Raw genomic sequence first — 21,717 nt, forward strand, 5'->3', positions numbered from 1 at the left:
GTGGAACCGCTGCACGGCCCGATCAAGGACTACGCCTGGGGTTCCCGCTCGGCGCTCGCCGAACTCCAGGGGCGGCCGGTGCCGAGTGCGACGCCCGAGGCGGAGCTGTGGCTCGGGGCGCACCCGTGCGCGCCGGCCGCCGTCGAGCGTGCCGGGCGGCGGGTCGCGCTCACCGAGGTGCTCGCCGCCGAGCCGGTCGACTGGCTCGGCCAGCCGGTGCTGGAGCGGTTCGGAACCCGCCTGCCGTTCCTGCTCAAGGTGCTGGCCGCAGCGGCTCCGCTGAGCCTTCAGGCACACCCGGACGCCGAGCAGGCCCGGGCCGGTTACGCCGTCGAACAGGCTCGGACCGGTGGGCACCGCAACTATGTCGACCCCTTCCACAAGCCGGAGCTGCTGGTGGCGCTCGGGCCGATGGAGGCGTTGTGCGGGTTCCGTGATCCGGACGCCTCGGCGCGGGCGCTCGCCGCGTTGGGCGTACCGCAGCTGCGGCCGGTGCTCGCCGCGTTGGCCGCCGGGCCGACGGGGTTGGCCGAGGCGGTGCGCCGGTTGCTGGAGTGGCCGATGGCGGAGCGGGCGGGTCTGGTGGCGGCGGCCCGCGCGGCGGGCGGCCCGGACGCGGACCTGGTGTCCCGGTTGGCCGACGCCTACCCGGCCGATCCGGGAGTGCTGGTGGCGTTGCTGCTCAACCGGGTGCGACTGGCCCCCGGTGAGGCGATCTGGATGCCGGCCGGGAACCTGCACGCGTACCTGGAAGGCACCGGCGTCGAGGTGATGGCCGCCAGCGACAACGTGCTGCGGGGCGGGCTGACCCCGAAGCACGTGGACGTGGCCGAGCTGCTGCGGGTGCTCCGCTTCGAGGTGCTCGACCGGCCGGTGGTCCCGCCCCGCGAGGTCGCCGACGGCGTGGTGACCTGGCCGGTGCCGGTGGACGACTTCGCGTTGCACCGGGTGACCGTGGGCGATCGGCGGCGCGAGGTGACGTTGGCCGTGCCCGGCCCCCGGGTGGTGCTGTGCACCGCCGGTCGGATCACCGTGACCGACGGGGTGGCGTCGGTGGCGCTGGAACCGGGGCGGGCCGCAGTCGGACGGGCCGCTGGCGGTGTACTCACCGTCACCGGTGAGGGTGAGACGTACATCGCGTCGACCGGCCTGGTCTGACCTTTTCGCATGTCCAGCTACCGGCCCATCCCCAACACGCCAAGTCCGACTTTTCCGGAATAGCTTGACTTGGCGCTTGCTTACTGTGACTCTATGAGTGCGCAGCGTTATCGCGACGATGGTCCGAGAGCGCGCGGGGGAACCAAACCGGGGGGATGCACGGGGCGGACGGAGATGGACGGCACACGTCCACACCGGCCGCCCCGTGCGCTGTCCGTAACCACCCCGGCCGACCGCCGTAGGCGCGCGTAAGGTGGGAGGTTGCGCAGCACCATCGTCCGACAGGAGCTTTCATGACCAGCACCCTCCCGGCGTCCGCCAGTGGCACGTCGTCCGAGGCCCGGCCGCGTACTGTCGCCGAGGGCGACTACAAGGTGGCGGACCTTTCGCTCGCCGAGTTCGGGCGCAAAGAGATCCGCCTCGCCGAACACGAGATGCCCGGCCTGATGGCGATCCGCCGCGAGTTCGCCGACGCGCAGCCCCTCGCGGGCGCGCGGATCACCGGGTCGCTGCACATGACGATTCAGACCGCCGTGCTCATCGAGACCCTGGTCGCGCTCGGCGCGCAGGTCCGCTGGGCGTCGTGCAACATCTTCTCCACCCAGGACCACGCCGCCGCCGCGATCGTCGTCGGCCCCGAGGGCACCGTCGACGCGCCCGCCGGTGTCCCGGTGTACGCGTGGAAGGGCGAGAGCCTCCAGGAGTACTGGTGGTGCACCGAGCAGGTGCTCGACTGGCCCGACGGGGACGGTCCGAACATGATCCTGGACGACGGTGGCGACGCCACCCTGCTCGTCCACAAGGGTGTCGAGTTCGAGAAGGCCGGGGCGGTGCCGCCGGTCGAGTCCGCCGACTCCGAGGAGTACGCGGTCATCCTCGAACTGCTGCACCGCTCGCTGGCCACGAGTGGACAGCGGTGGACGCGGATCGCCGCCGGCATCAAGGGCGTCACCGAGGAGACCACCACCGGCGTGCACCGGCTCTACGAGATGCACCGCGCCGGCACGTTGCTCTTCCCGGCCATCAACGTCAACGACTCGGTGACCAAGAGCAAGTTCGACAACAAGTACGGCTGCCGCCACTCGCTGATCGACGGCATCAACCGCGCCACCGACACGCTGATCGGCGGCAAGATGGCCGTCGTGCTCGGCTACGGCGACGTGGGCAAGGGCTGCGCCGAGTCGCTGCGTGGCCAGGGTGCCCGGGTCGTGGTGACCGAGGTCGACCCGATCTGCGCGCTCCAGGCGGCCATGGACGGCTACCAGGTCGCCACCCTGGACGACGTGGTCGAGCAGGCCGACATCTTCATCACCGCCACCGGCTGCTACGACGTCATCACCAACGAGCACATGGCCCGGATGAAGCACCAGGCCATCGTGGGCAACATCGGCCACTTCGACAACGAGATCGACATGGCCGGTCTGGCGAAGCGCTCGGACGTCACCCGGGAGAACATCAAGCCGCAGGTGGACCTGTGGCGCTTCGACGACGGTCACGCCATCATCGTGCTCTCCGAGGGCCGCCTGCTGAACCTGGGCAACGCCACCGGTCACCCGAGCTTCGTGATGTCGAACTCGTTCGCCAACCAGACGATCGCCCAGATCGAGCTGTACACCAAGACCGACGAGTACCCGGTCGGCGTGTACGTGCTGCCCAAGCACCTCGACGAGAAGGTCGCCCGGCTGCACCTGGACGCGCTCGGCGCGAAGCTGACCACGCTCACCAAGGAGCAGGCCGCCTACCTCGGCGTCGCCGTGGAAGGCCCCTTCAAGCCGGACCACTACCGCTACTGAGCGTCGAGAACACCCCCGGGCCCGGCCACCGAGGTCGACCCGGGGGTGTTCTGTGCGGTCGCCCGCCCGGCGGGGCTGGTGGTCAGCGGGTACGGCGGCGGGTGGGGCGGATCCAGGTCCAGACACACCACAGCAGCCAGGCCACGGAGACCAGCGCCGCCAGGGTGCGCAACCGCAGCGCGCTGAGCAGCAGCACCACCGCGAGCACCGCCAGCCACGGCCCGAAGCCCCTCATCCCGACCTCCGTGAGGGTTCGTCGGCCGACGCCACCGGCAATCCCGACCACGCCGCCTCGGTGAGCACCCGTTCACCGGCGAGCAGGTGACGCGCCCGCCGGTGCCGCTCGGCGATGACGGCGGCCAGGTAATGGACCTCCGGCAGCGCGACCGGGGGCGGCGGGCCGGTCACCGCGGCGACCTGCCGCCACAGCAACCGGGCCAACTCGCCGCGCGCCGGCTCGCTGAGCCCGTGGGCCCGAGCCAGGTACTGCCGGACGGCCAGCGCCAGGTCCGCGTCCAACCGGCTCAGATCCAGCGTGTACGCCCACCCGACCAGCTGCGGCATGGTCGCCGGGACCGCACGCCACCTCGTCGCGGGCCGGGTGTGCACCACCAGCGTGCCCGCGGCCAGGTCACCCAGTCGCCGACCACGGTCGTCGCTGAGCATCACGGTCAGCCCGACCGCCCAGGACAGCAGCGGCAGCACCAGCCCCGGCCACTCCACGGAGACCCCGACCAACGCCCGGGTCAACGACTGCCGGAAGCCGACCGGGGCGCCGTCGACGCTGACCACCCGCAGCCCGACCGCCGCCTTGCCCGGTGTCCGGCCGTCGTTGAGGCGTTCCCAGAGCACCGGATAGCCGACCAGTAGCAGCACCAGCCCGACGGTGAGCAGCGCCCGTTCCATCGCCGCGTCGAGCAGCCCGTACGGCAGTGCGGCCAACAGCAGCCCGGCCAGCGCGAGGAGCAGCAGGCCGCACAGCAGTTGGATCAGCACGTCGAGCAGCAGTGCGAGGGTCCGGGAACCGATCCGTGCGGCCCGCACGTCCAGCTCGACCGCCTCGCCGCTGACCAGCCGGGCATCACCCCAGCCGGGGGCGGTCCACGCTCGTGCCGCTGTGCTCACCCCGACAGTGAACACTATGATCGCGCGGTCGGAGGTGGCTGGTGGATGTCGACGCGTACGTCGCGGAGCACGGCGGTCAGTGGCGTCGGCTGAATCAGCTCTGTGCGCAGCGCCGTCTCGACCCGGCCGAGGTCGACGAGCTGGTCGCGCTCTACCAACGGGCCACCACCCAACTGTCGGTGCTGCGTAGCCGCTCGCCGGACCCGGTGCTGGTCAGTGAGCTGTCCCAGGTGGTGCTCCGGGCACGGGCGCGGTTGACCAGCCGACCCCGGCCGTCCTGGTCGGCGGTGCGGCGATTCCTGGCGGCCGACCTGCCCGGTGCCATCTGGCGGGCGGCGCCGTGGTGGTGCGCGGTGGCGACCGCGTTCACCCTGCTCACCTTCACCCTGATGTGGTTCGTGGCGGACAACCCGGAGACGGCGGCGGCGTTCATCGGCGACGAGGAGGCCGCCCGGCTGGTCGAATCCGGCTTCGCCGGCTACTACACGGAGTTCTCCGCGCCGACGTTCGCCTTCCACCTGTGGACGCACAATGCCTGGCTGGCCGCGAAGTGTCTGGCGGCGGGCGTGCTGATCGTGCCGGTCGGCTACCTGCTCTGGCAGAACGCGGTGAACATCGGCGTGGTCGGTGGGGTGATGGTCTCCTACGGCCGGGAGGACGTCTTCTTCGGCCTGATCACCCCGCACGGTTTGCTGGAGCTGACCGGTGTGTTCGTCGCCGCCGGGGTGGGTCTGCGTATCGGGTGGGCGTGGATCGCACCGCCGGAGCAGTTGACCCGGGGGCAGGCGGTGGCCCGGGCAGGGCGCGACGGCGTCCTGGTCACCGTCGGCCTGGTCGGACTCTTCGCCGTCTCGGCGGTGATCGAGGCGTTCGTGACGCCGGCGCCGCTACCGGTGGCCGTGCGCGTCACCATCGGCGCGACCGCCTGGTTGGCCTTCCTGGCCTACGTCCTCGTCCTCGGCTCCGCCGCACCACCCGACCAGGAGGTCGCTACCGGCGACCTTCGGTAACGGGCAGCCCCGTCAGGGTCAGAGCTGCGCGGTGGCCTTCAGGTGCAGGTAGGCGTCGGCGAGGGCGGGGGCCAGTCGATCAGCCGGGGCGTCGACCACGGTGACGTCGTGTCGGGTCAGCGCTGCGGTGAGGCGGTCGCGTTCGGCGAGTGTCCGCCAGGCGGCGGCTGCGGCGTACGCGTCCTCGGGGCGTCGCGGCGGCCCGGCGGTGAGTCGGGTCAGCACCGGGTCCTGTGCCGCAGCCACCAGCACCCGGTGCCGGGCGGCCAGCCGGGGCAGCACCGGCAGCAGTCCCTCACCCAGCGCACCGGGCTCCAGGGCGGTGAGCAGCACCACCAGGCTGCGGGGGCGGTGTCGCCGCAGCAACTCGCCCGCGATCAGCCGGAAATCCGTCTCGACCAGCGCCGGTTGCAACGGGGCCAACGCGTGCGCCAGCCGGTTCCACTGCCCCGCTCGTTCGACGCCACCCACCGAGGCCCGGGGCACGGCGTCCGCCGCGAGCACGTCCACCCGGTCACCGGCCCGCGCCGCCAACGCGCTGAGCAGCAGCGCCGCCTCGATCGAGGCATCCAGGCGCGGCTCGTCGCCGAGCCGTACGGCCGAGGTGCGCCCGGTGTCCAGCACGCAGATCAGCCGCCGGTCCCGTTCCGGACGCCAGGTGCGTACCAGCACCTCCGAGTGTCGGGCGCTGGCCCGCCAGTCGATGGAGCGTACGTCGTCGCCGGAGACGTACTCGCGCAGCGTGTCGAACTCGGTGCCCGGTCCGCGTCCCCGGCCGAGGAGTGTGCCGTCGATGACGCGCAGCCGCGACAGCCGCTCCGGCAGGTGCCGTCGGGCGTCGAAACGGGGCAGCACCCGTACGGTCCAGGGCGGGGTGCCGGGCCGACCACCCCACTGCCGGTACGCCAGCCCGAGCGGCCCGAACGAGCGGACCGTCAGGGCCACGGCGGGCCGGTCTCCCCGCCGGGTGGGGGTGAGGCGGGTGGGCAGGGCGAGCACCTCACCGGGGGCGGCGCGCACCAGCCGGGTCGGCGGCAGCTCCGGCCGGGCCCCGGCGGAGGGCACCCAGGCGTCGCGGACCCGGGCGCGCAGCGGCCGGTCGGAGGTGTTGCGCAGGTACAGGGTGACCGTGGCGGTGCCGCCGAGCGGTACCGCCCGCTCACCGGCCCGCTCGACGGTCAGCGCCGCCAACGGCGCGGCGAGCGCGAGATCGAGGCCGACCAGCAGCAGCACCAGGCCGACCATCACCGCCACGCCGACGAACGGAACCGGCCATGCGGGCAGGGTCAGCGCGCCCACCGCCAGCAGCGCCGCCGCCCGCCAGGTCATCGTGGGGTCGGCACGGTGGCCAGCACCGTGTCCAGGATCCGGTCCACCCCGACACCTTCGAGTTCGGCCTCCGGACGCAGGCGTAGCCGGTGCCGCAGGGTGGGCCGCGCCATCGCCTTCACGTCGTCCGGCACCACGTGGTCGCGTCCGTGCAGCCACGCCCACGCCTTCGCGGTGCCCAGCAGGGCCGTCGCGCCGCGCGGTGATGCGCCCAACTCCAGCGACGGGGTGGTGCGGGTCGCCCGGCACAGGTCGACGACGTAGCCGAGCAGCGGATCCGCGACGTGCACGCGGCCCACCGCCGCGCGGGCGACGGCGAGTTCGGTCGCGTCCGCCACCGGGCGTACGCCGGCGGCGCTCAGGTCCCGGGGGTCGAAACCGGCATGGTGGGCGCGGAGCACTCCGAGTTCCTCGTCCCGGTTGGGTAGCGGCACGGTGAGCTTGAGCAGGAAACGGTCCAACTGGGCTTCCGGTAGCGGGTAGGTGCCCTCGTACTCCACCGGGTTCTGGGTGGCGGCGACGATGAACGGATCAGGGAGCGTGCGCTGCTCGCCCTCGACGGTGACCTGCCGCTCCTCCATCACCTCCAGCAGCGCGGACTGGGTCTTCGGCGGAGTGCGGTTGATCTCGTCGGCGAGCAGCAGGTTGGTGAAGACCGGCCCTTCGCGGAAGGTGAACGCCGCGGTTCGCGCGTCGAAGACCATCGAGCCGGTGACGTCGCCCGGCATCAGGTCGGGGGTGAACTGGACCCGCCGCGAGGTGAGGTCCAGGGCGGCGGCCACGGTACGCACCAGCAGCGTCTTGGCGACTCCCGGTACGCCCTCCAGCAGCACGTGACCACGGCAGAGCAGGGCGACGATCAGTCCGGTGACCACGCCCTCCTGACCCACGACCGCCTTGGCCACCTCGGTGCGCAGCCGGTGCAGCGCGGCGCGGGCGGGGTCGGTGGCGAGCGGGTCCACGGTCATCGCGGGTCGGGTCACCGGGGATCTCCTTCGGATCGGGGCTTCGGTAGCCGGGCCGCAGCCGGCGGGTCGGGGGTGGACGTCGACTCGCCGGTACGCGTGACACGGTCCAGCTCACCGGCGAGTTCCAGTAGGTCCCGGTCGGTGCGCGGCGCGTCGCCGTAGAGCAGTTCCCGGATGGTGTCGGGCTGGTCGCCGGTGTCGGCGGCCACGGTGGCGGCGACCGTGCCGGGTGGCGCGTCGGCGGGCAGGTGCAGGCGTCGCGCCAGCCGGGCGAGCGTCGCGGTTCGGAGCAGCCGCGCGGTGTTCTCCCGGGCTCGCGCCTGCTGGTAGAGCCGCCCCCGGCCGAGGACCGTCTCGGCGGCGGGCACGGAGACCGGCAGTGGTTCCGGGGTGGGCGGGCCGAGGCGGCGGGCCCGACCGATGGCTATCAGCAGTGCCGCCAGGGCGAGTTGCAGCAGCAGTGCCCAGAACCACGGTGGGAACGCCGACCAGAGGGGGTTGGGCTGCCCGGCGGAGTCGCGGGCGCGGGGACCGGAGGTCTCACCGCCCGGCCGCCCGTCCGATGCCGTCTCGCTGTTCCCCTCGCCGCGCCGGTCCTCCGGCTCGGCGGGCTCGTCGACTTCGTCGACGCGTTCCGGTAGCGGCCGGGTGGGTGTCCGATGGGGTTCGGGTGGTGGCGGTGCCGGGCCGTCCAGGTCGAGCCAGATCACCCGGCCGGCGGTGGCGAGCAGCCCGGTGGCGAAGGCCAGGTTGTCCCATTCGTCGATCCGCCCGTTGCGGAACGGGTCGCTGGCACCCACCACCACGCTCTCGGCGGCACCGGGCAGCCGGGCCAGGCCACCGGCATAGCAGAGGTCGACGTTGCCCACGCCGGTGGGCGCGTACCGCTGGCGGGCGACGGCGGCCGTGGTGACGGAGGCGGCCTCGGCCAGCGGGCAGGACCGGCCGTGCGCCTGCGGCGGCACGGCGCGGGTCGCCCAGCGTCGGCCGGTCGGGCGCAGCGGTAGCCCGGCGGCGGCCAGCACCCGCCGGGGTGGGTCGACCAGCACCAACCGGGTGCCGCCGGGCAGCAGACCGAAGAGGCTGACGGTGCGCGGGTGCAGCAACTCGGGCGCGGGGACGAACAGGGTGGCCGGACCGGGGCGGGTGGCTCGCAACGCCCGGAACGTGTCCGTCTCCCGCTGCACCGTCACCCCCTGCCGGGCCAGGCTCGCGGCGAGCCGGCTGCCGCCGTGGTCGTCGGTCACGGTCGGGGAGAGGAAGCCCCGGTCGGTCTGGTCCGGCTGGTCGATCTCGCGGGTGACCAGGGTGACGGCCGTCAGCAGCACCCCCACCAGCACGGGTATCACGATCCGGTGGCGGCGTCCCCGCGCCCTCACCGGTCGTCGTCCTTCGGGGCGGCGGTGACGAGCAGGTCCCCCAACCGCCCGGCATGGTCGCGCATCCGGTGATCGTGGTCGGCGGTGGCCGGGCGTTGGGCGTACCACAGCTCGGAGAAGATGGCGGCTGCGGCGGCCAGTGGCGGTCCGACCGGTGGATGGTTGGCGGTGGCCTCGGTGACCACCTCGGCGACGGTCATGCCGGGCCGGACCCGCACCACCTGCCGGTCGGTGAGCTGGTGGAGCATGACGCGCAGCCGCTCGCGGACCGCCTCGTCGTAGCGGCCCTCGGCCGCCAGCCGATCGGCCGCCACGACCGTCCCGGCGGGGTCGGCGGGCGGCTCCGGGGCGGCGGCCACCGGTGGTGCGGTCGTGGGCTGTCGCCCGGTGGACCGGGCGGGGCGGCGTCGGCGGAGCCGGGGAAACCGCCGGGGAAGCCAGGCGGGGAAGGTGTACCAGGCGGTCGCGGTCAGCGCCGTGGCCAGCACCAGCAGCAGCGCGGCCAGCGGTAGCGGCAGGTGGTCTCCGAGGGCGGCCGTGGTCTCGGTCCACCACCGGCTGAAGCTCATCCGCCCACCGCCAGCAGATCCGCGCTCGCGGGCGCACGGGAGATGCGGATGTCCAGGCCCTCGCTGCGGATCCGGGTCTCCAGGTGGACGACCGCGTCCAGGCTGGCCAGCGCGGCGTAGGCGATCGTGTTCACGGCTGCCCAGAGCAGCATCGCCACCGCGTTGGTCCAGCCCTCGTCGATCAGCCCGAGTGTGCTCAGCCCGACGAACGTCCCGCAGCTGAGCCCGACCCGGATGAGCCACCAGAGGAGGTATCCCAGTACCCGCAAAGCGGCGGCCCGTACGCCCAGACGTAACGCCAGCGTGGCGGAGCGGGTGATCGCCCGTACCGGCCGGACCCGGTCCACGACCAGGGCCGGGGCCACCGCGCCGAGCAGGGCGAATCCGAGGAACCAGGTGGGGCCGAGCAGGGACGTGGACAGCATGACCGCGCCGACCACGAGGCAGAGCAGGACGGTGGCGCCCCACCGGGCGGCACGGGGGTCGACCAACTCCGCGACGGTCGGTCGGCGGCCGACCAGCGTGCCGGCGGCGGCGCGGGCGGCCGGGTTGCCGAGCAGCGTGATGATCATCGCTTCGGTTGCCGCACCGAAGGCGAGGAGCAGCCAGAAGAGACCGAACTCGTTCAGACCGGACGGCCACCACAGGGGCCCGGTGGCATCCACCGCGAGCCGTAGCGGTCGCAGCAGGAGCTGTTCGCCGGCGGCCAGCACGGCGGCGAAGGGCAACAGGACCGGCGCCTGGGCGCGCAGTAGCAGCACCGCGGAGTCGAGCAGTTCCCCGACGGTGAGTGGGCGCCCGGGGAGTACGACTGTCGGGCCTGTTGCGGGCACGCGTACTCCTGGGAGGCGGGGGCGGTGGCGCGCTACGGCGCACCCGGGGATCATGTTGACATGCGCGGTCGTCCGGGGTGCAGTCCCGCCCCCCGGGTCGGCACGTGCGACTGGGACAAACCGAGCGGTGCTGGGCACAGCACACCTGACGGCAGTAGCGTGCGGGTGACGCCGAGCCCACCGAACTGACGGGATGGAACCATTAACCCCATGAGAGCCCGGGTACTGGTGGTCGACGACGACCCCGCGCTCGCCGAGATGCTCGGCATCGTGCTGCGCAGCGAAGGCTTCATGCCCTCGTTCGTGGCGGACGGGGAACGGGCATTGGCCGCGTTCCGTGAGAATCGACCCGATATCGTCCTGCTCGACCTGATGCTGCCCGGAATGAGTGGTATCGACGTGGCACGGGCGATCCGGGGTGAGTCCGGGGTGCCGATCGTGATGCTGACCGCCAAGAGCGACACGGTCGACGTCGTGCTCGGCCTGGAGTCGGGTGCCGACGACTACGTGGTCAAGCCGTTCAAGCCCAAGGAACTGGTGGCCCGGATGCGGGCGCGGCTGCGCCGTGGCGAGGACGCCGCGCCGGAACTGCTCACCATCGGTCCGCCCGGCAACCAGATCGCCATCGACGTGCCGGCGCACACCGTCAGCCGCAACGGCGAGGAGGTGAAGCTGACGCCGCTGGAGTTCGACCTGCTGGTCGCGCTCGCCCGTAAACCGCGTCAGGTCTTCACCCGCGAGGTGCTGCTGGAGCAGGTCTGGGGATACCGGCACGCGGCGGACACCCGGCTGGTCAACGTGCACGTGCAGCGGCTACGTGCCAAGATCGAACCGGATCCGGAGCGACCGGAAATCATCCTGACCGTTCGCGGCGTGGGCTACAAGGCTGGTACCGGATAGCCTGGGTCGCACTGTGGCCACCTCCCCGATCCCCGATCTCGACCCGACGTCCCGCCGGCGTGGTGCCGTGTGGGAGTTGTGGCGTGGGGTGAGTGGCCGGCTGTCCCGATCTCTGGCGAGGCTGCACCAGACTTGGCGCCGCTCGTTGCAGGTGCGCGTGGTGACCATCACGTTGGTGACGTCCAGCCTGCTGGTCGGCGGTTTCGCCTACCTGATCGCCGACAAGATCACCAACATCCTGCTGGACAACGCGAAGACCGACGTCCAGTTGCGGCTGCTCAACGGCGCGGAGTACGCGGCGAAGCAGTTCAGCCTCTACAGCCAGCCGCAGGAGGCCCAGCTCCAGGAGACGATCGACGGCACGGTCAACTACCTCGCGGGCGGTGACCCCCAGCAGAACAGCGGCGTGGTGGTGGCCCTCACCGCGGAGAACTGGCCCGGGGTGATCGAGCCGCGCACCTCGCCGTCGGTGAACGTCCGGCCCCTGATCAGCCCCGAGCTGCGGGCCGCCGTGGCCGACGGCAACGTGGCCAACCAGATCCGTACCGGTCGGCTCACCGGGGACGCCGAGACGAAGTACCTCGTCTACGGCTCCCCGGTGCCGACCGGGTTCGGTCAGGTGGAGCTGTACTACCTCGTGCCGCTGACCCTCCAGGACACCACCGCGGCGCAGGCGCGGGCCACCGTGGTGGCCACCGGGGTCGCCCTGGTGCTGCTGCTCGGCCTGCTCGCCGCGTTGGTGACCCGGCTGGTGGTGATCCCGGTACGGGTCGCCGCCCGGACCGCCCAGCGACTCTCCGCCGGTCTGCTCGACCAGCGGATGGCCGTCAACGGCGAGGACGACCTGGCGCTGCTCGCGGCCTCGTTCAACCAGATGGCCACCAACCTGCAACGGCAGATCCTGCGGCTGGAGGAGATGTCCCGGCTGCAACGCCGGTTCACCTCGGACGTCTCGCACGAACTGCGGACCCCGCTGACCACGGTACGGATGGCCGCTGACCTGATCTTCGCCGAGCGGGACGAGTTCGACCCGGCGGTGGCCCGCAGCGCCGAGCTGCTCCAGGCCGAGCTGGACCGCTTCGAGGAGCTACTGACCGACCTACTGGAGATCAGCCGGTTCGACGCGGGGTTCGCGGTGCTCGACGCCGAGCCGACCGACCTGGTGCCGGTGGTTCACCGGGTGGTCGACCGGCTGGCCGGGCTGGCCGAGCGGGTCGGGGTGAGCATCGAGCTGGACGTCCCGAACGCGCCGGTGATCGCCGAGATCGACCCGCGCCGGGTCGAGCGGGTGCTGCGCAACCTGGTCGGCAACGCGGTCGAGCACGGCGAGGGACGACCGGTGCGGATCACGTTGGGGATGGACGACACCGCCGTCGCGCTGACCGTCCGTGACCACGGCGTCGGGCTCAAGCCCGGCGAGGAGAAGCTGGTGTTCAACCGGTTCTGGCGGGCCGACCCGTCGCGGGCGCGGCAGACCGGCGGTACCGGTCTGGGGCTGTCGATCAGCCTGGAGGACGCTCGACTGCACGGCGGCTGGCTGGAGGCGTGGGGCGCCCCGGGGCAGGGCGCGCAGTTCCGGCTCACCCTGCCGGCGCGCGCCGGTGACCGGCTGACCACCTCACCGCTGCGGCTGGTACCGGCCGATGTCGCGTTGCCGCTCGGCGGCCCACCGACCGGGGAGCTGCTGGACATCGAGCCCGGCCCGGCCGGCACGCTCGCCATCGGTCCGGCGTCGCAGGCGGGGCAGCGGCGCGCGGAGGTGGGCTCGTGAGGCGCCGGCTGGTGACCGGGCTGCTCGGCGGCACGCTGGTGCTGGCCGTCGCGGCCGGTTGCGGAATCCCCGACAGCACCGAGGTGCAGATCGAGCAGCGCGGCCCGGCGGCGGAGACGAACTGGTCGCTGGGGCGCGGCACCGAACCGCCGCCCCGGGAGGCCAGCGGCAGCGACGCCGAGGCGTTCGTGCGCAACTTCCTGGCTGCGGCAGCGGGCGAGCCGGATCGGGCGTACGAGCGGGTCAAGCGGTACATCGCCACCTCCGAACGCAGTGGGTTGCCGGAGCGGCAGGGCAGCGAGGTGGCGCTGTCGGTGGTACGGCTCACCGACGATCCGGTGATCGAACCGGACATCGACAGCATGAAGGTCACCATCAGCGTGCAGCAGGTCGGCCTGCTGCGGGCCAACGGGATGCTGGTGCCGCCGGTGGCCACCGATTCCACGTACGAGTTCCGGCTGGTCAGCGCGGGCCCGGTAGGCGAGGACGATGCCGGCTACTACGTCAGCGACCCGCCGAACGTGCTGCTGCTCAGCGACGACGCGCTGCGCCGGTTCTACCAGGCGGAGACGATCTACTTCTGGAACTCCGACCGCACCCGACTCGTGCCCGACCAGCGGTACCTCTCCTCGGCCGTGCCGGCGGAGCGTCGGGTGAGCGAGGTGATCCGGTGGTTGACCGCCGGCCCCTCGGAGTGGCTGCGGATCGGCGTCTCCGGTCTGCCCGACCGCACCGAGATGATCAACAATGCCACCGGTTCGGACGGCCGGTGGGAGGTCAACCTCGACATGCCGGGTGCTGACGAGCGTCGTCTGGTGCAGTTCGGCACCCAGTTGGCGTGGTCGCTTCAGGAACTGCACGGCACCGTCGAGGTGAAGATCCTCAACCAGTCCCGCAAGGTGATCGACCTGGAGGAGCAGCGCCGGCTGAATCCGTTGGACCTGATCGACGGCAACGCGCGGCGATACTGCGTCTACGAGGGGGCGATCCATTCGCTGACGGTGGCCGGTGAGGCTGCCGGCTCGGTGCCGGTGGCGCCCGAGGTGAACCAGGACATCGTCTCCGCCGAGTTGCGGCGCGCCAACGGGGGCGTCCTGGCCGCCGTCGTGGTAACCGGCGAGGACGGGCGGCAGCGGCTGGCCGTCGGTCGTGGCGGTGCCGTGGTGGGGGCCCTCACCACCGGTCCCACCAAGTTCACCGCGATGAGTCGTCCGGTGTGGGTCCGTACCGAGGGCACCCGACCGGCGGGCCTGGTGGTCGCCGACGGTCGGCTCTACCGCTTCGACGACCAGGCGGCGACGCGGCAGGTCCAGCTCGGCCTGCCGGGCCGGGTCACCGCCGTGGCGGCGGCACTGGACGGGCATCGGCTGGCCCTCGTCGTGGACGGCGCGTTGCACGTCACGACGATCAACTGGGAGGGTGGCGTACCCACCGTGGGCCCGGCCCGGCGGCTGGTCAGTTCGCTGACCGACGTCACCGCGGTGGACTGGTCGGCGGCGAACCGCCTGCTGGTGGCCGGCTCGGCGAGCCGCCCGGCGATCTACGAGGTGAGCGTGGACGGCGCCGTGGAGACCCCGCTGCGGGAGGACACCGGCAGCCAGGTCGACCACCTCGCCGCGTACCCCGCCACCCCGGAGCGCTCCCCGCTGGCCGGGTCGTTCATGTACGAGGCGAACGGGGTGGCGTACCGCAGCAACCCGTTCGAGCGGATCAACCGGGACCAGGTCCAGGAGGTGACGCCGCCACCCGCCGGCGTACGTCCGGGCAACCCCACCGCGCCCGTCTTCCTCTACTGAGTCGCCGTGGCTGGCGGGCTCTGGGCGGACCTGGTCGACCTGGTCCTGCCCACCGACTGCGCCGGCTGCCGGGATCGCCGCGCGGGGCTGCGGCACGGCGTCTGCCCGCAGTGCGTCGACGCGCTACGGGCGATGCGGCCGGGCCCGGTACGGCCCGTTCCCGCCCCACCGGGCCTGCCGCCCTGTCACGCCCTCGGCGAGTACGGCGGGCCGCTGCGGGAGATGTTGCTGGCGTACAAGGAGCACGGCCGGCACGGCCTGGCCCGCCCGCTCGGCGCGCTGCTGGCCGAGGTCGTCGCCACGGCGGTCGGCGCGGTGGGACCGGTGCTGTTGGTGCCGGTGCCGGACACCCCGGCGGCGGCTCGGGCCCGCTACGGCGATCACCTCGGGCGGCTGGCCCGGCACTGCGCCGGTCGACTGCGCTCGGCGGGCTGGCCGGTGCGGGTGCACCGGGCGGTACGCGCCACGCCTCGACCGGACTCGGTGACGCTGGACAGCGCGGGTCGGACGGCGGCGGCCACCGCCGCCTTCCTGGCCCGGCCGGGGCGGGTACCGGCCGTCGCGGGGGCACGGGTGGTCCTGCTGGACGACATCGTCACCACCGGAGCGACCCTCGCGGCGGTCAGTCGCGTACTGACCGTGCGCGGACTGTCGCCATCCGGGGCGGCGGTGCTGGCCGCGACACGGAAAAGGCACCGACGGTAACCGATTGTGTTTCCGTTTCATACCTTCGTGTATGAGGTGTGGAAATTCTCCGAATGGTGTTGGCAACCGGGGGTGACTGTCGGGCTGGCAGGAGTTAGCGTTTGGCTGTCGGGGGTAGGAAGGCCACCCCACCCACCCCCGGCGGCGAGAGGAGGCGTAGCCGTATTGACCGGTCGACGCCGAATGGGGCCGTCCCTCGGGCGCGACCGGAGTTCTGGATCGAAGACCGTCCGATTAAGGGAGGTCACGTGGACATCGTGGTCAAGGGCCGTAACGTCGAAGTTCCGGATCACTACCGGGTGCACGTCGCAGAAAAGCTCGCGAAGATCGAACGCTACGACCACAAACTCATCCGTGTCGATGTTGAACTGTTCCATGAGCGCAATCCGCGCCAGGCCGATCATTGTCAGCGGGTGGAGATCACCTGTTTTTCCCGTGGTCCGGTGATTCGGGCCGAGGCCTGCACCAGCGACTTCTACAGCGCTCTGGACGCGGCTATCGCCAAGCTCGACTCCCGGCTGCGTCGCGCGGCCGACCGGCGGCGGGTACACCGGGGCCGGCACGCGCCGCTGTCGGTCGCCGCCGCGACCGCCGGCCTGCCGGTGGCCGACCTCCCGCCGCTTCCTACGGAGACCAGCCCGGCCGCCACCGAGACCGGCACGGCCACCGTGGTGGCCGAGCGGCCGGAGGAGGAGTACGCCGACGGCCAGCCATGGCACATCGCACGGGAGAAGGTGCACCCCGCCGAGCCGATGACCGTCGATGACGCCCTGTTCCAGATGGAACTGGTGGGCCACGACTTCTATCTGTTCCAAGACAAGGAGTCCGGTCGTCCGAGCGTGGTCTACCGGCGGCACGCCTACGACTACGGCATCATCTCGCTGGACATCTGACCGAGGCGACGGCCCGGGTCGGCGCACGCCGACCCGGGCCGTCGGCATCACGTCGTCAGTCGATCGGATCCGTGACCAGCAGGCCGTAGATCGTCGAGTCGGCCCGGCGGCCGGCCGCCCCGACGAGCCGGCCGCGCAACAGCCCCTCCCGGCGGAACCCCGCCTTCTCCAGCACGCGCATGGAGGCGACGTTCTCCGGCAGGGTGCCGGCCCACAACCGGGACAGACCGGCGTGCCCGAACCCCCACCGACTGGCCAGCCGTACGACCCGGGTGGCGTAGCCCCGCCCGCGCCAACGCGGCAGCAGGCTGTAGCCGATCATCGCCTGGTCGCTGGCGGGCTGGTCACGGAGCAGCGTGCAGTTGCCGACGAAGTCCCCGCTGGCAGCGTCGACGATGGCCATCGCCGCGGCCGTGCCGACCAACCACTGGCTCTCTGCGACGTGGCAGCGGCGCGTCACCTCGTCGAGGGTCGCCGCCTCCGGGGGAACCCGGGTGACCACCACGTCGGGGTCGGTGTGCAGGCGATACGTCTGCTCGATGTGCTCCGGACCGAGTCGGCGCAGCACGACCACCCCGTCGGTGAGTCGCCCGTCGGGCAGGTCCGGCAGGCCACGTGTCGTCGGTCCCGGCGGGTCGTCGGCGAGGCGTACCCACGCAACCAGGTCACCCCGACCGCCGCCCCGCACGGACGTCACGCGGCGGCGTACCCCCTCGGGTCGGAAGCCGGCGGCCAGCGCGACCCGCTGGCTGGCCGCGTTCTCCAACTCGGTGAGCAACTCCAACCGGTAGATGCCGTTGGCGAACGCGTGCTCCGACAGGGCCCGGGTGGCGGCGGTCGCCACCCCGGCGCCGCGCGCCCACGGCGCCACCCAGTAGCCGATCTCCGCCTGCCCGCGTTGCGGCACCGGATAGCTCAGACCCACCGCGCCGAGCAGCCGGTCGGTCACCGGGTCGGCGATGGCGTACGCGGCCCCGCCGGCGGCGAAGGCGGCCGGAGCGCCCTCGGTGATCCACCAGCGCGCGTCGGCCTCGGTGTACGGGGAGGGCAGGTGGTTGAGGAACCGCTGGGTGACCGGGTCGTCGCAGCTCTCGGCGACGTCGGCCAGGTCAGCGAGGTGGAACGGCCGCAAGCGGACCCCGTGCGCGTCGATGCGCTGCGCGAGACGCTCCTCGGTCACCGCAGGTCCTCTGCCAGTAGCGAGCCTACCCAGGCGTCGACGCGGGTACCACGGTGGTTGAGCAGCCCACGGGCAGTGCCCTCCATCGTGAAGCCGGCCTTCTCGGCGGCTCGGCGGGAGGCGACGTTGCCGACGTTGGCCCGCCATTCGATGCGCGCCAGTCCCAGAGTGGTGAACCCCCAGGCGCACAGCGCCGCGAGCGCAGCAGGTTGGTAACCCCGACCACGGACGTGTGGTGCGGTCATGAAGCCGATGTCAGCCAGCAGCGGATCGGCCGGTGACAGGCGCAGGTCGATCGAGCCGGCGTAGCGGTCCGTGGCGTCGGCGAGGACGAAGGGCGCGGAGGTGCCCGCGACCCAGGAGTTCCGTACGAACCGCAGGAAGTCCTCGGCGTCCGCCCTGGTGTAGTTCTCCGGCACGGTCGTCCAGCGCAGCGTGTCCGGGTCCCGGCAGACCGCGACGAGCGCGTCGAGATCACGCTCGGCCAGGGGGCGCAGGCTCAGCTCCTGCGCGCCGGCGGTCGCGAACAGGGTCGGTTGCGGCCGGCCGAAGACCGCCGCGCGCCGGGCCTCCAACGTGTCGGGTCCGGCCGGGCCGACCTCGCCGGGAGCCGGTACGTCACCGGGCAGCAGCGAACCGAACCACTCGTACCCGCTGCCCGCCGGGTCGGCGGCCCGCAGCTTCCCCTCGATCCGGACGCCGGAGCGGAGGGCGACCAGCCGGGAGGCATAGTTGCCCACCTCGGCGCTCCAGAGCAGCCGGCGCAGCTTCAGCTCGTCGAAGGCCCACCGGGCGACGGCCCGGACAGCCCGCACGGCCACGCCCCGCCCACGCGCCCACGGCGCGGTCCAATAACCGATCTCGCTGAGTTCGTGGTTGCGATCGATGAAGTTGAGCCCGCAGAGCCCGAGCACCTCGCTGGTGTCGGCGTCGCAGACTGCGAAGGACGCGCCGGTGCCGAGTTGCCACTGTCGGTCCCGGCTCGCGACGAAACCCTCCGCGTCTTCGTACCGGTATGGGTAGGGTACGCCCGTCCAGCGCTGGATGTCCGTATCCTGGCAGGCGCGGAACACGGCGTCGATGTCTGCCGACCGCCACGGCCGCAGCACCAGACCTTCCTCGACGATCTCCACGGGCTCCATTCCAGCCATCGTGCCGGATCGTTCGCCCACGGCGTAACCGGATAACCGGGACACGGGCCGGAGTGGGGAGTGTTATGTCTGTTTCGCGATGGCCGACCGCCGCCACCAGTGACCATCGACCCGATGGAACGCCTACGATGGTTCGAGACTGTCTAGGGGAGCGTTGATCCGTGTCGATTCTGGAAAAGGTCCTCCGTGCGGGCGAGGGGCGCATGCTGCGCCGCCTCAAGGCGATCGCCGCCGCCGTCAACTCGATCGAGGACGACTACGTCAACCTCACCGACGATGAGCTGCGCGGCATGACCGAGCAGTTCAAGGAACGTCTCGCCGACGGTGAGACCCTGGACGACCTGTTGCCCGAGGCGTTTGCGGTCTGCCGGGAGGCGGCGGCCCGGGTGCTCGGCCAGCGGCCGTACGACGTGCAGGTGATGGGTGGCGCGGCGTTGCACTTCGGCAACATCGCCGAGATGAAGACCGGTGAGGGTAAGACCCTGACCTCGGTGATGCCGGTCTATCTCAACGCGCTGTCCGGCAAGGGCGTGCACGTGGTGACGGTCAACGACTACCTGGCCCAGCGGGACGCCGCCTGGATGGGGCGGGTGCACGAGTTCCTCGGCCTGACCGTCGGCGTGGTGCTGCCCAACCGGCCGGCCGCCGAGCACCGCGCGGCGTACGAGTGCGACATCACCTACGGCACCAACAACGAGTTCGGCTTCGACTACCTGCGCGACAACATGGCCTGGTCGAAGGACGATCTGGTCCAGCGCGGCCACAACTTCGCCGTGGTCGACGAGGTCGACTCCATCCTGATCGACGAGGCCCGTACCCCGCTGATCATCTCCGGCCCGGCCGAGCACTCCGCCCGCTGGTACGGCGAGTTCGCCGCCGTGGTGGCCCGTCTCCAGCCGGGCAAGGACGGGGAGGGCGACTACGAGGTCGACTACTCCAAGCGCACCATCGCGGTCACCGAGCGGGGCGTGGCGAAGGTCGAGGACCGCCTCGGCATCGACAACCTCTACGAGTCGGTGAACACTCCGCTGGTCGGCTACCTGAACAACGCCATCAAGGCCAAGGAGCTGTACAAGCGGGACAAGGACTACATCGTCAGCGACGGCGAGGTCCTGATCGTCGACGAGTTCACCGGCCGCATCCTGCACGGCCGTCGCTACAACGAGGGCATGCACCAGGCGATCGAGGCCAAGGAGGGGGTGGAGATCAAGCAGGAGAACCAGACCCTGGCCACCATCACCCTCCAGAACTACTTCCGCCTCTACGACAAGCTCGCCGGCATGACCGGTACGGCGCAGACCGAGGCGGGCGAGTTCAACAAGGTCTACAAGGTCGGTGTGGTGACGATCCCGACCCACCGGCCGATGGTCCGGCAGGACCGGGCCGACGTCATCTACAAGACCGAGAAGGCCAAGTTCAACGCCGTCGTCGAGGACATCGCCGAGCGGCACCAGGCAGGTCAGCCGGTGCTGGTCGGCACGGTCTCGGTGGAGAACTCCGAGGTCCTGTCCCAGCTGCTGCGCCGCCGGGGCATCCCGCACTCGGTGCTGAACGCGAAGTTCCACGCCCGGGAGGCGGAGATCGTCGCCCAGGCGGGTCGCAAGGGCGCGGTCACGGTGGCCACCAACATGGCCGGCCGAGGCACCGACATCCTGCTCGGCGGCAACCCCGAGTTCCTCGCGGCCAACGAGCTGCGTCAGCGCGGGCTCGACCCGATGGAGAACCCCGAGGAGTACGAGAAGGCCCTGGAAGAGGTCCTGCCGAAATGGAAGCAGGCCTGTGACGCGGAGGCCGAGGAGGTCGCCGCCGCCGGTGGGCTCTACGTGCTGGGCACCGAGCGGCACGAGTCCCGCCGGATCGACAACCAGCTCCGTGGTCGGTCCGGTCGTCAGGGCGACCCGGGTGAGTCGCGGTTCTACCTGTCCTTGCAGGACGAGCTGATGAAGCGGTTCCGCTCCGGTGCGGTGGAAGCGGTCATGGACCGCTTCAACATCCCCGAGGACGTGCCCATCGAGTCGAAGATGGTCACCCGTCAGATCAAGAGCGCACAGGCCCAGATCGAGGGTCAGAACGCCGAGATCCGTAAGAACGTCCTCAAGTACGACGAGGTCATGAACAAGCAGCGCCAGGTGATCTACGCCGAGCGGCTGCGCGTACTCAACGGTGAGGATCTCTCCGAGCAGGTACGCAACATGATCGACGACACCATCGAGGCGTACGTGCGGGGAGCCACCGCGGACGGCTACGCCGAGGACTGGGATCTCGATCAGCTGTGGTCCAGCCTCAAGCAGCTCTACCCGGTGGGCATCACCATCGAGGAGATGGAGGAGGAGGCGGGGTCACGGGCCAGCATCGACGCCGACTTCCTGCTCGCCCGGCTCAAGGAGGACGCGCACGCCGCGTACGACCGGCGTGAGGAGCAGCTCGGTGCCGAGGGCACCCGGCAGCTGGAGCGGATGGTGTTGCTCCAGGTGATCGACCGCAAGTGGCGGGAGCACCTCTACGAGATGGACTACCTCCAGGAGGGCATCTCGCTGCGGGCGTACGCCCAGCGTGACCCGGTGGTGGAGTACCAGCGCGAGGGCTTCGACATGTTCGCCACCATGATGGACGGCATCAAGGAGGAGACCGTCGGCTTCCTCTACAACCTCGAAGTGCAGGTCAACGAGCCGGAGCCCGAGGCTGAGGAAGTCCAGCTGCTGGACAAGCCGGTGGAGATCCGGGCCAAGGGCCTGGGCCGTGCGCCGCAGCAGCAGGGGCTCCAGTACTCCGCGCCGACCATCGACGGTGAGGCCGGTGCCGGTTCCGTCGCCGTGCAGCGTGAGGAGCAGCGGGCACCCGCGCTCGGCATCGGCAGCCCGGATCCGGCCACCCCGGCGTCGCCGGGCCGGACGGCGCCGAACGCCCCACCGCGTCCGGCTCGTGGACCGGCGGTCCCGGTGGGCGCGGCCCGTCAGCCGGCACCGGGGCAGGCGACGGCCAGCAACGGCCCGTCCCGCAACGCGCCGTGCCCGTGTGGCTCGGGCCGTAAGTACAAGCGGTGCCACGGTGCCCCCGGCGGCCCCTCGGCCAGCTAGGGGCCGCCGCCTGGGCTCCGCCTCGGCTCGACCGAGGCGCTGACCAGACCCAGAAGCGCTTGACGTCGGGCCTGGACACC

18 protein-coding genes are annotated in these 21,717 nt (G+C 71.8%); 9 read left to right on the plus strand and 9 right to left on the minus strand.

From position 1 onward, the window contains the following. Together manA and ahcY are read left to right on the plus strand one after the other, a co-directional pair. The gene (gene manA, locus ACLQ2S_RS18990; RefSeq protein ID WP_425702214.1) at positions 1 to 1,158 is read left to right on the plus strand and encodes a mannose-6-phosphate isomerase, class I; all 1,158 of its coding nucleotides are present in this window, start codon (positions 1 to 3) and stop codon (positions 1,156 to 1,158) included. A 293-nt stretch (positions 1,159 to 1,451) separates the two neighbouring features. Next, positions 1,452 to 2,951, plus strand: a complete 1,500-nt coding sequence (gene ahcY / locus ACLQ2S_RS18995) for an adenosylhomocysteinase (protein ID WP_155215081.1) — start codon at positions 1,452 to 1,454, stop codon at positions 2,949 to 2,951. Between the two features lie 82 nt (positions 2,952 to 3,033). On the opposite strand, the gene ACLQ2S_RS19000 is transcribed toward ahcY, so the two are convergent. Together ACLQ2S_RS19000 and ACLQ2S_RS19005 are read right to left on the minus strand one after the other, a co-directional pair. Continuing rightward, positions 3,034 to 3,186: a hypothetical protein gene (locus ACLQ2S_RS19000; RefSeq protein WP_196222453.1), complete on the minus strand. Its 153-nt coding sequence runs from the start codon at positions 3,184 to 3,186 to the stop codon at positions 3,034 to 3,036. Further along, positions 3,183 to 4,076 (minus strand): RDD family protein, encoded by an 894-nt coding sequence (locus ACLQ2S_RS19005; protein WP_425702215.1) that lies wholly within the window; start codon positions 4,074 to 4,076, stop codon positions 3,183 to 3,185. Before ACLQ2S_RS19005 ends, ACLQ2S_RS19000 begins: the two co-directional genes overlap by 4 nt. A 41-nt stretch (positions 4,077 to 4,117) precedes the next feature. Here ACLQ2S_RS19005 and ACLQ2S_RS19010 point away from each other — a divergent pair, with 41 nt between their 5' ends. Further along, positions 4,118 to 5,086 carry a stage II sporulation protein M gene (locus ACLQ2S_RS19010; protein ID WP_309222640.1) on the plus strand — a complete coding sequence of 323 codons (969 nt, stop codon included), beginning with the start codon at positions 4,118 to 4,120 and terminating at the stop codon, positions 5,084 to 5,086. A gap of 18 nt (positions 5,087 to 5,104) precedes the next feature. Here ACLQ2S_RS19010 and ACLQ2S_RS19015 read toward each other — a convergent pair whose 3' ends face one another. Genes ACLQ2S_RS19015 through ACLQ2S_RS19035 form a run of 5 tightly spaced genes read right to left on the minus strand, consistent with a single transcriptional unit; the run spans position 5,105 to position 10,164 of the window. Next, entirely contained in the window at positions 5,105 to 6,415 is a 1,311-nt protein-coding gene (locus tag ACLQ2S_RS19015; RefSeq protein ID WP_425702216.1) for a DUF58 domain-containing protein, read from the minus strand. Further along, complete coding sequence (locus ACLQ2S_RS19020; protein ID WP_425702262.1) at positions 6,412 to 7,383, minus strand: AAA family ATPase; 972 nt, start codon at positions 7,381 to 7,383, stop codon at positions 6,412 to 6,414. The genes ACLQ2S_RS19015 and ACLQ2S_RS19020 overlap by 4 nt, the downstream gene beginning before the upstream one ends. An 11-nt stretch (positions 7,384 to 7,394) precedes the next feature. Continuing rightward, entirely contained in the window at positions 7,395 to 8,762 is a 1,368-nt protein-coding gene (locus tag ACLQ2S_RS19025; protein ID WP_425702217.1) for a DUF4350 domain-containing protein, read from the minus strand. Then, positions 8,759 to 9,331: a DUF4129 domain-containing protein gene (locus tag ACLQ2S_RS19030; protein WP_155215078.1), complete on the minus strand. Its 573-nt coding sequence runs from the start codon at positions 9,329 to 9,331 to the stop codon at positions 8,759 to 8,761. Before ACLQ2S_RS19030 ends, ACLQ2S_RS19025 begins: the two co-directional genes overlap by 4 nt. Then, on the minus strand, positions 9,328 to 10,164 hold the full coding sequence (locus ACLQ2S_RS19035; RefSeq protein WP_309222639.1) for a hypothetical protein: 837 nt from the start codon (positions 10,162 to 10,164) through the stop codon (positions 9,328 to 9,330). Before ACLQ2S_RS19035 ends, ACLQ2S_RS19030 begins: the two co-directional genes overlap by 4 nt. A gap of 210 nt (positions 10,165 to 10,374) precedes the next feature. Here ACLQ2S_RS19035 and mtrA point away from each other — a divergent pair, with 210 nt between their 5' ends. The 5 genes from mtrA (at position 10,375) to hpf (ending at position 16,229) form a co-directional block, all read left to right on the plus strand. After that, a complete protein-coding gene (gene mtrA, locus ACLQ2S_RS19040; RefSeq protein ID WP_155215076.1) occupies positions 10,375 to 11,064 on the plus strand; it encodes an MtrAB system response regulator MtrA in 690 nt (229 codons plus the stop codon). A gap of 13 nt (positions 11,065 to 11,077) precedes the next feature. Next, entirely contained in the window at positions 11,078 to 12,835 is a 1,758-nt protein-coding gene (mtrB, locus tag ACLQ2S_RS19045) for an MtrAB system histidine kinase MtrB (protein ID WP_309222638.1), read from the plus strand. Continuing rightward, a complete protein-coding gene (locus ACLQ2S_RS19050) occupies positions 12,832 to 14,631 on the plus strand; it encodes an LpqB family beta-propeller domain-containing protein (protein WP_309222637.1) in 1,800 nt (599 codons plus the stop codon). The genes mtrB and ACLQ2S_RS19050 overlap by 4 nt, the downstream gene beginning before the upstream one ends. A 6-nt stretch (positions 14,632 to 14,637) precedes the next feature. After that, complete coding sequence (locus tag ACLQ2S_RS19055) at positions 14,638 to 15,336, plus strand: ComF family protein (protein WP_425702218.1); 699 nt, start codon at positions 14,638 to 14,640, stop codon at positions 15,334 to 15,336. Between the two features lie 248 nt (positions 15,337 to 15,584). Further along, on the plus strand, positions 15,585 to 16,229 hold the full coding sequence (hpf, locus tag ACLQ2S_RS19060; protein WP_309222635.1) for a ribosome hibernation-promoting factor, HPF/YfiA family: 645 nt from the start codon (positions 15,585 to 15,587) through the stop codon (positions 16,227 to 16,229). Positions 16,230 to 16,284: 55 nt separating this feature from the next. Here the strand turns inward: hpf and ACLQ2S_RS19065 are convergent, their stop codons facing one another. Then, positions 16,285 to 17,409: a GNAT family N-acetyltransferase gene (locus tag ACLQ2S_RS19065; RefSeq protein WP_425702219.1), complete on the minus strand. Its 1,125-nt coding sequence runs from the start codon at positions 17,407 to 17,409 to the stop codon at positions 16,285 to 16,287. Then, a complete protein-coding gene (locus tag ACLQ2S_RS19070; protein WP_425702220.1) occupies positions 17,406 to 18,560 on the minus strand; it encodes a GNAT family N-acetyltransferase in 1,155 nt (384 codons plus the stop codon). The genes ACLQ2S_RS19065 and ACLQ2S_RS19070 overlap by 4 nt, the downstream gene beginning before the upstream one ends. 161 nt (positions 18,561 to 18,721) lie before the next feature. Here ACLQ2S_RS19070 and secA point away from each other — a divergent pair, with 161 nt between their 5' ends. Beyond that, positions 18,722 to 21,637, plus strand: a complete 2,916-nt coding sequence (gene secA / locus ACLQ2S_RS19075; protein WP_309222633.1) for a preprotein translocase subunit SecA — start codon at positions 18,722 to 18,724, stop codon at positions 21,635 to 21,637. Positions 21,638 to 21,717: the final 80 nt, after the last annotated feature.

It is taken from the genome of Micromonospora sp. DT48, assembly GCF_049844495.1.
Lineage (GTDB): Bacteria > Actinomycetota > Actinomycetes > Mycobacteriales > Micromonosporaceae > Micromonospora.

What these genes read in the sequence shown, in the direction of transcription:
- ahcY (WP_155215081.1), top strand. Translation starts at nt 1,452, where the DNA reads ATGACCAGCACCCTCCCGGCGTCCGCCAGTGGCACGTCGTCCGAGGCC.
- ACLQ2S_RS19000 (WP_196222453.1), bottom strand. Translation starts at nt 3,186, where the DNA reads ATGAGGGGCTTCGGGCCGTGGCTGGCGGTGCTCGCGGTGGTGCTGCTG.
- ACLQ2S_RS19015 (WP_425702216.1), bottom strand. Translation starts at nt 6,415, where the DNA reads ATGACCTGGCGGGCGGCGGCGCTGCTGGCGGTGGGCGCGCTGACCCTG.
- ACLQ2S_RS19020 (WP_425702262.1), bottom strand. Translation starts at nt 7,383, where the DNA reads ATGACCGTGGACCCGCTCGCCACCGACCCCGCCCGCGCCGCGCTGCAC.
- ACLQ2S_RS19030 (WP_155215078.1), bottom strand. Translation starts at nt 9,331, where the DNA reads ATGAGCTTCAGCCGGTGGTGGACCGAGACCACGGCCGCCCTCGGAGAC.
- mtrA (WP_155215076.1), top strand. Translation starts at nt 10,375, where the DNA reads ATGAGAGCCCGGGTACTGGTGGTCGACGACGACCCCGCGCTCGCCGAG.
- ACLQ2S_RS19070 (WP_425702220.1), bottom strand. Translation starts at nt 18,560, where the DNA reads ATGGCTGGAATGGAGCCCGTGGAGATCGTCGAGGAAGGTCTGGTGCTG.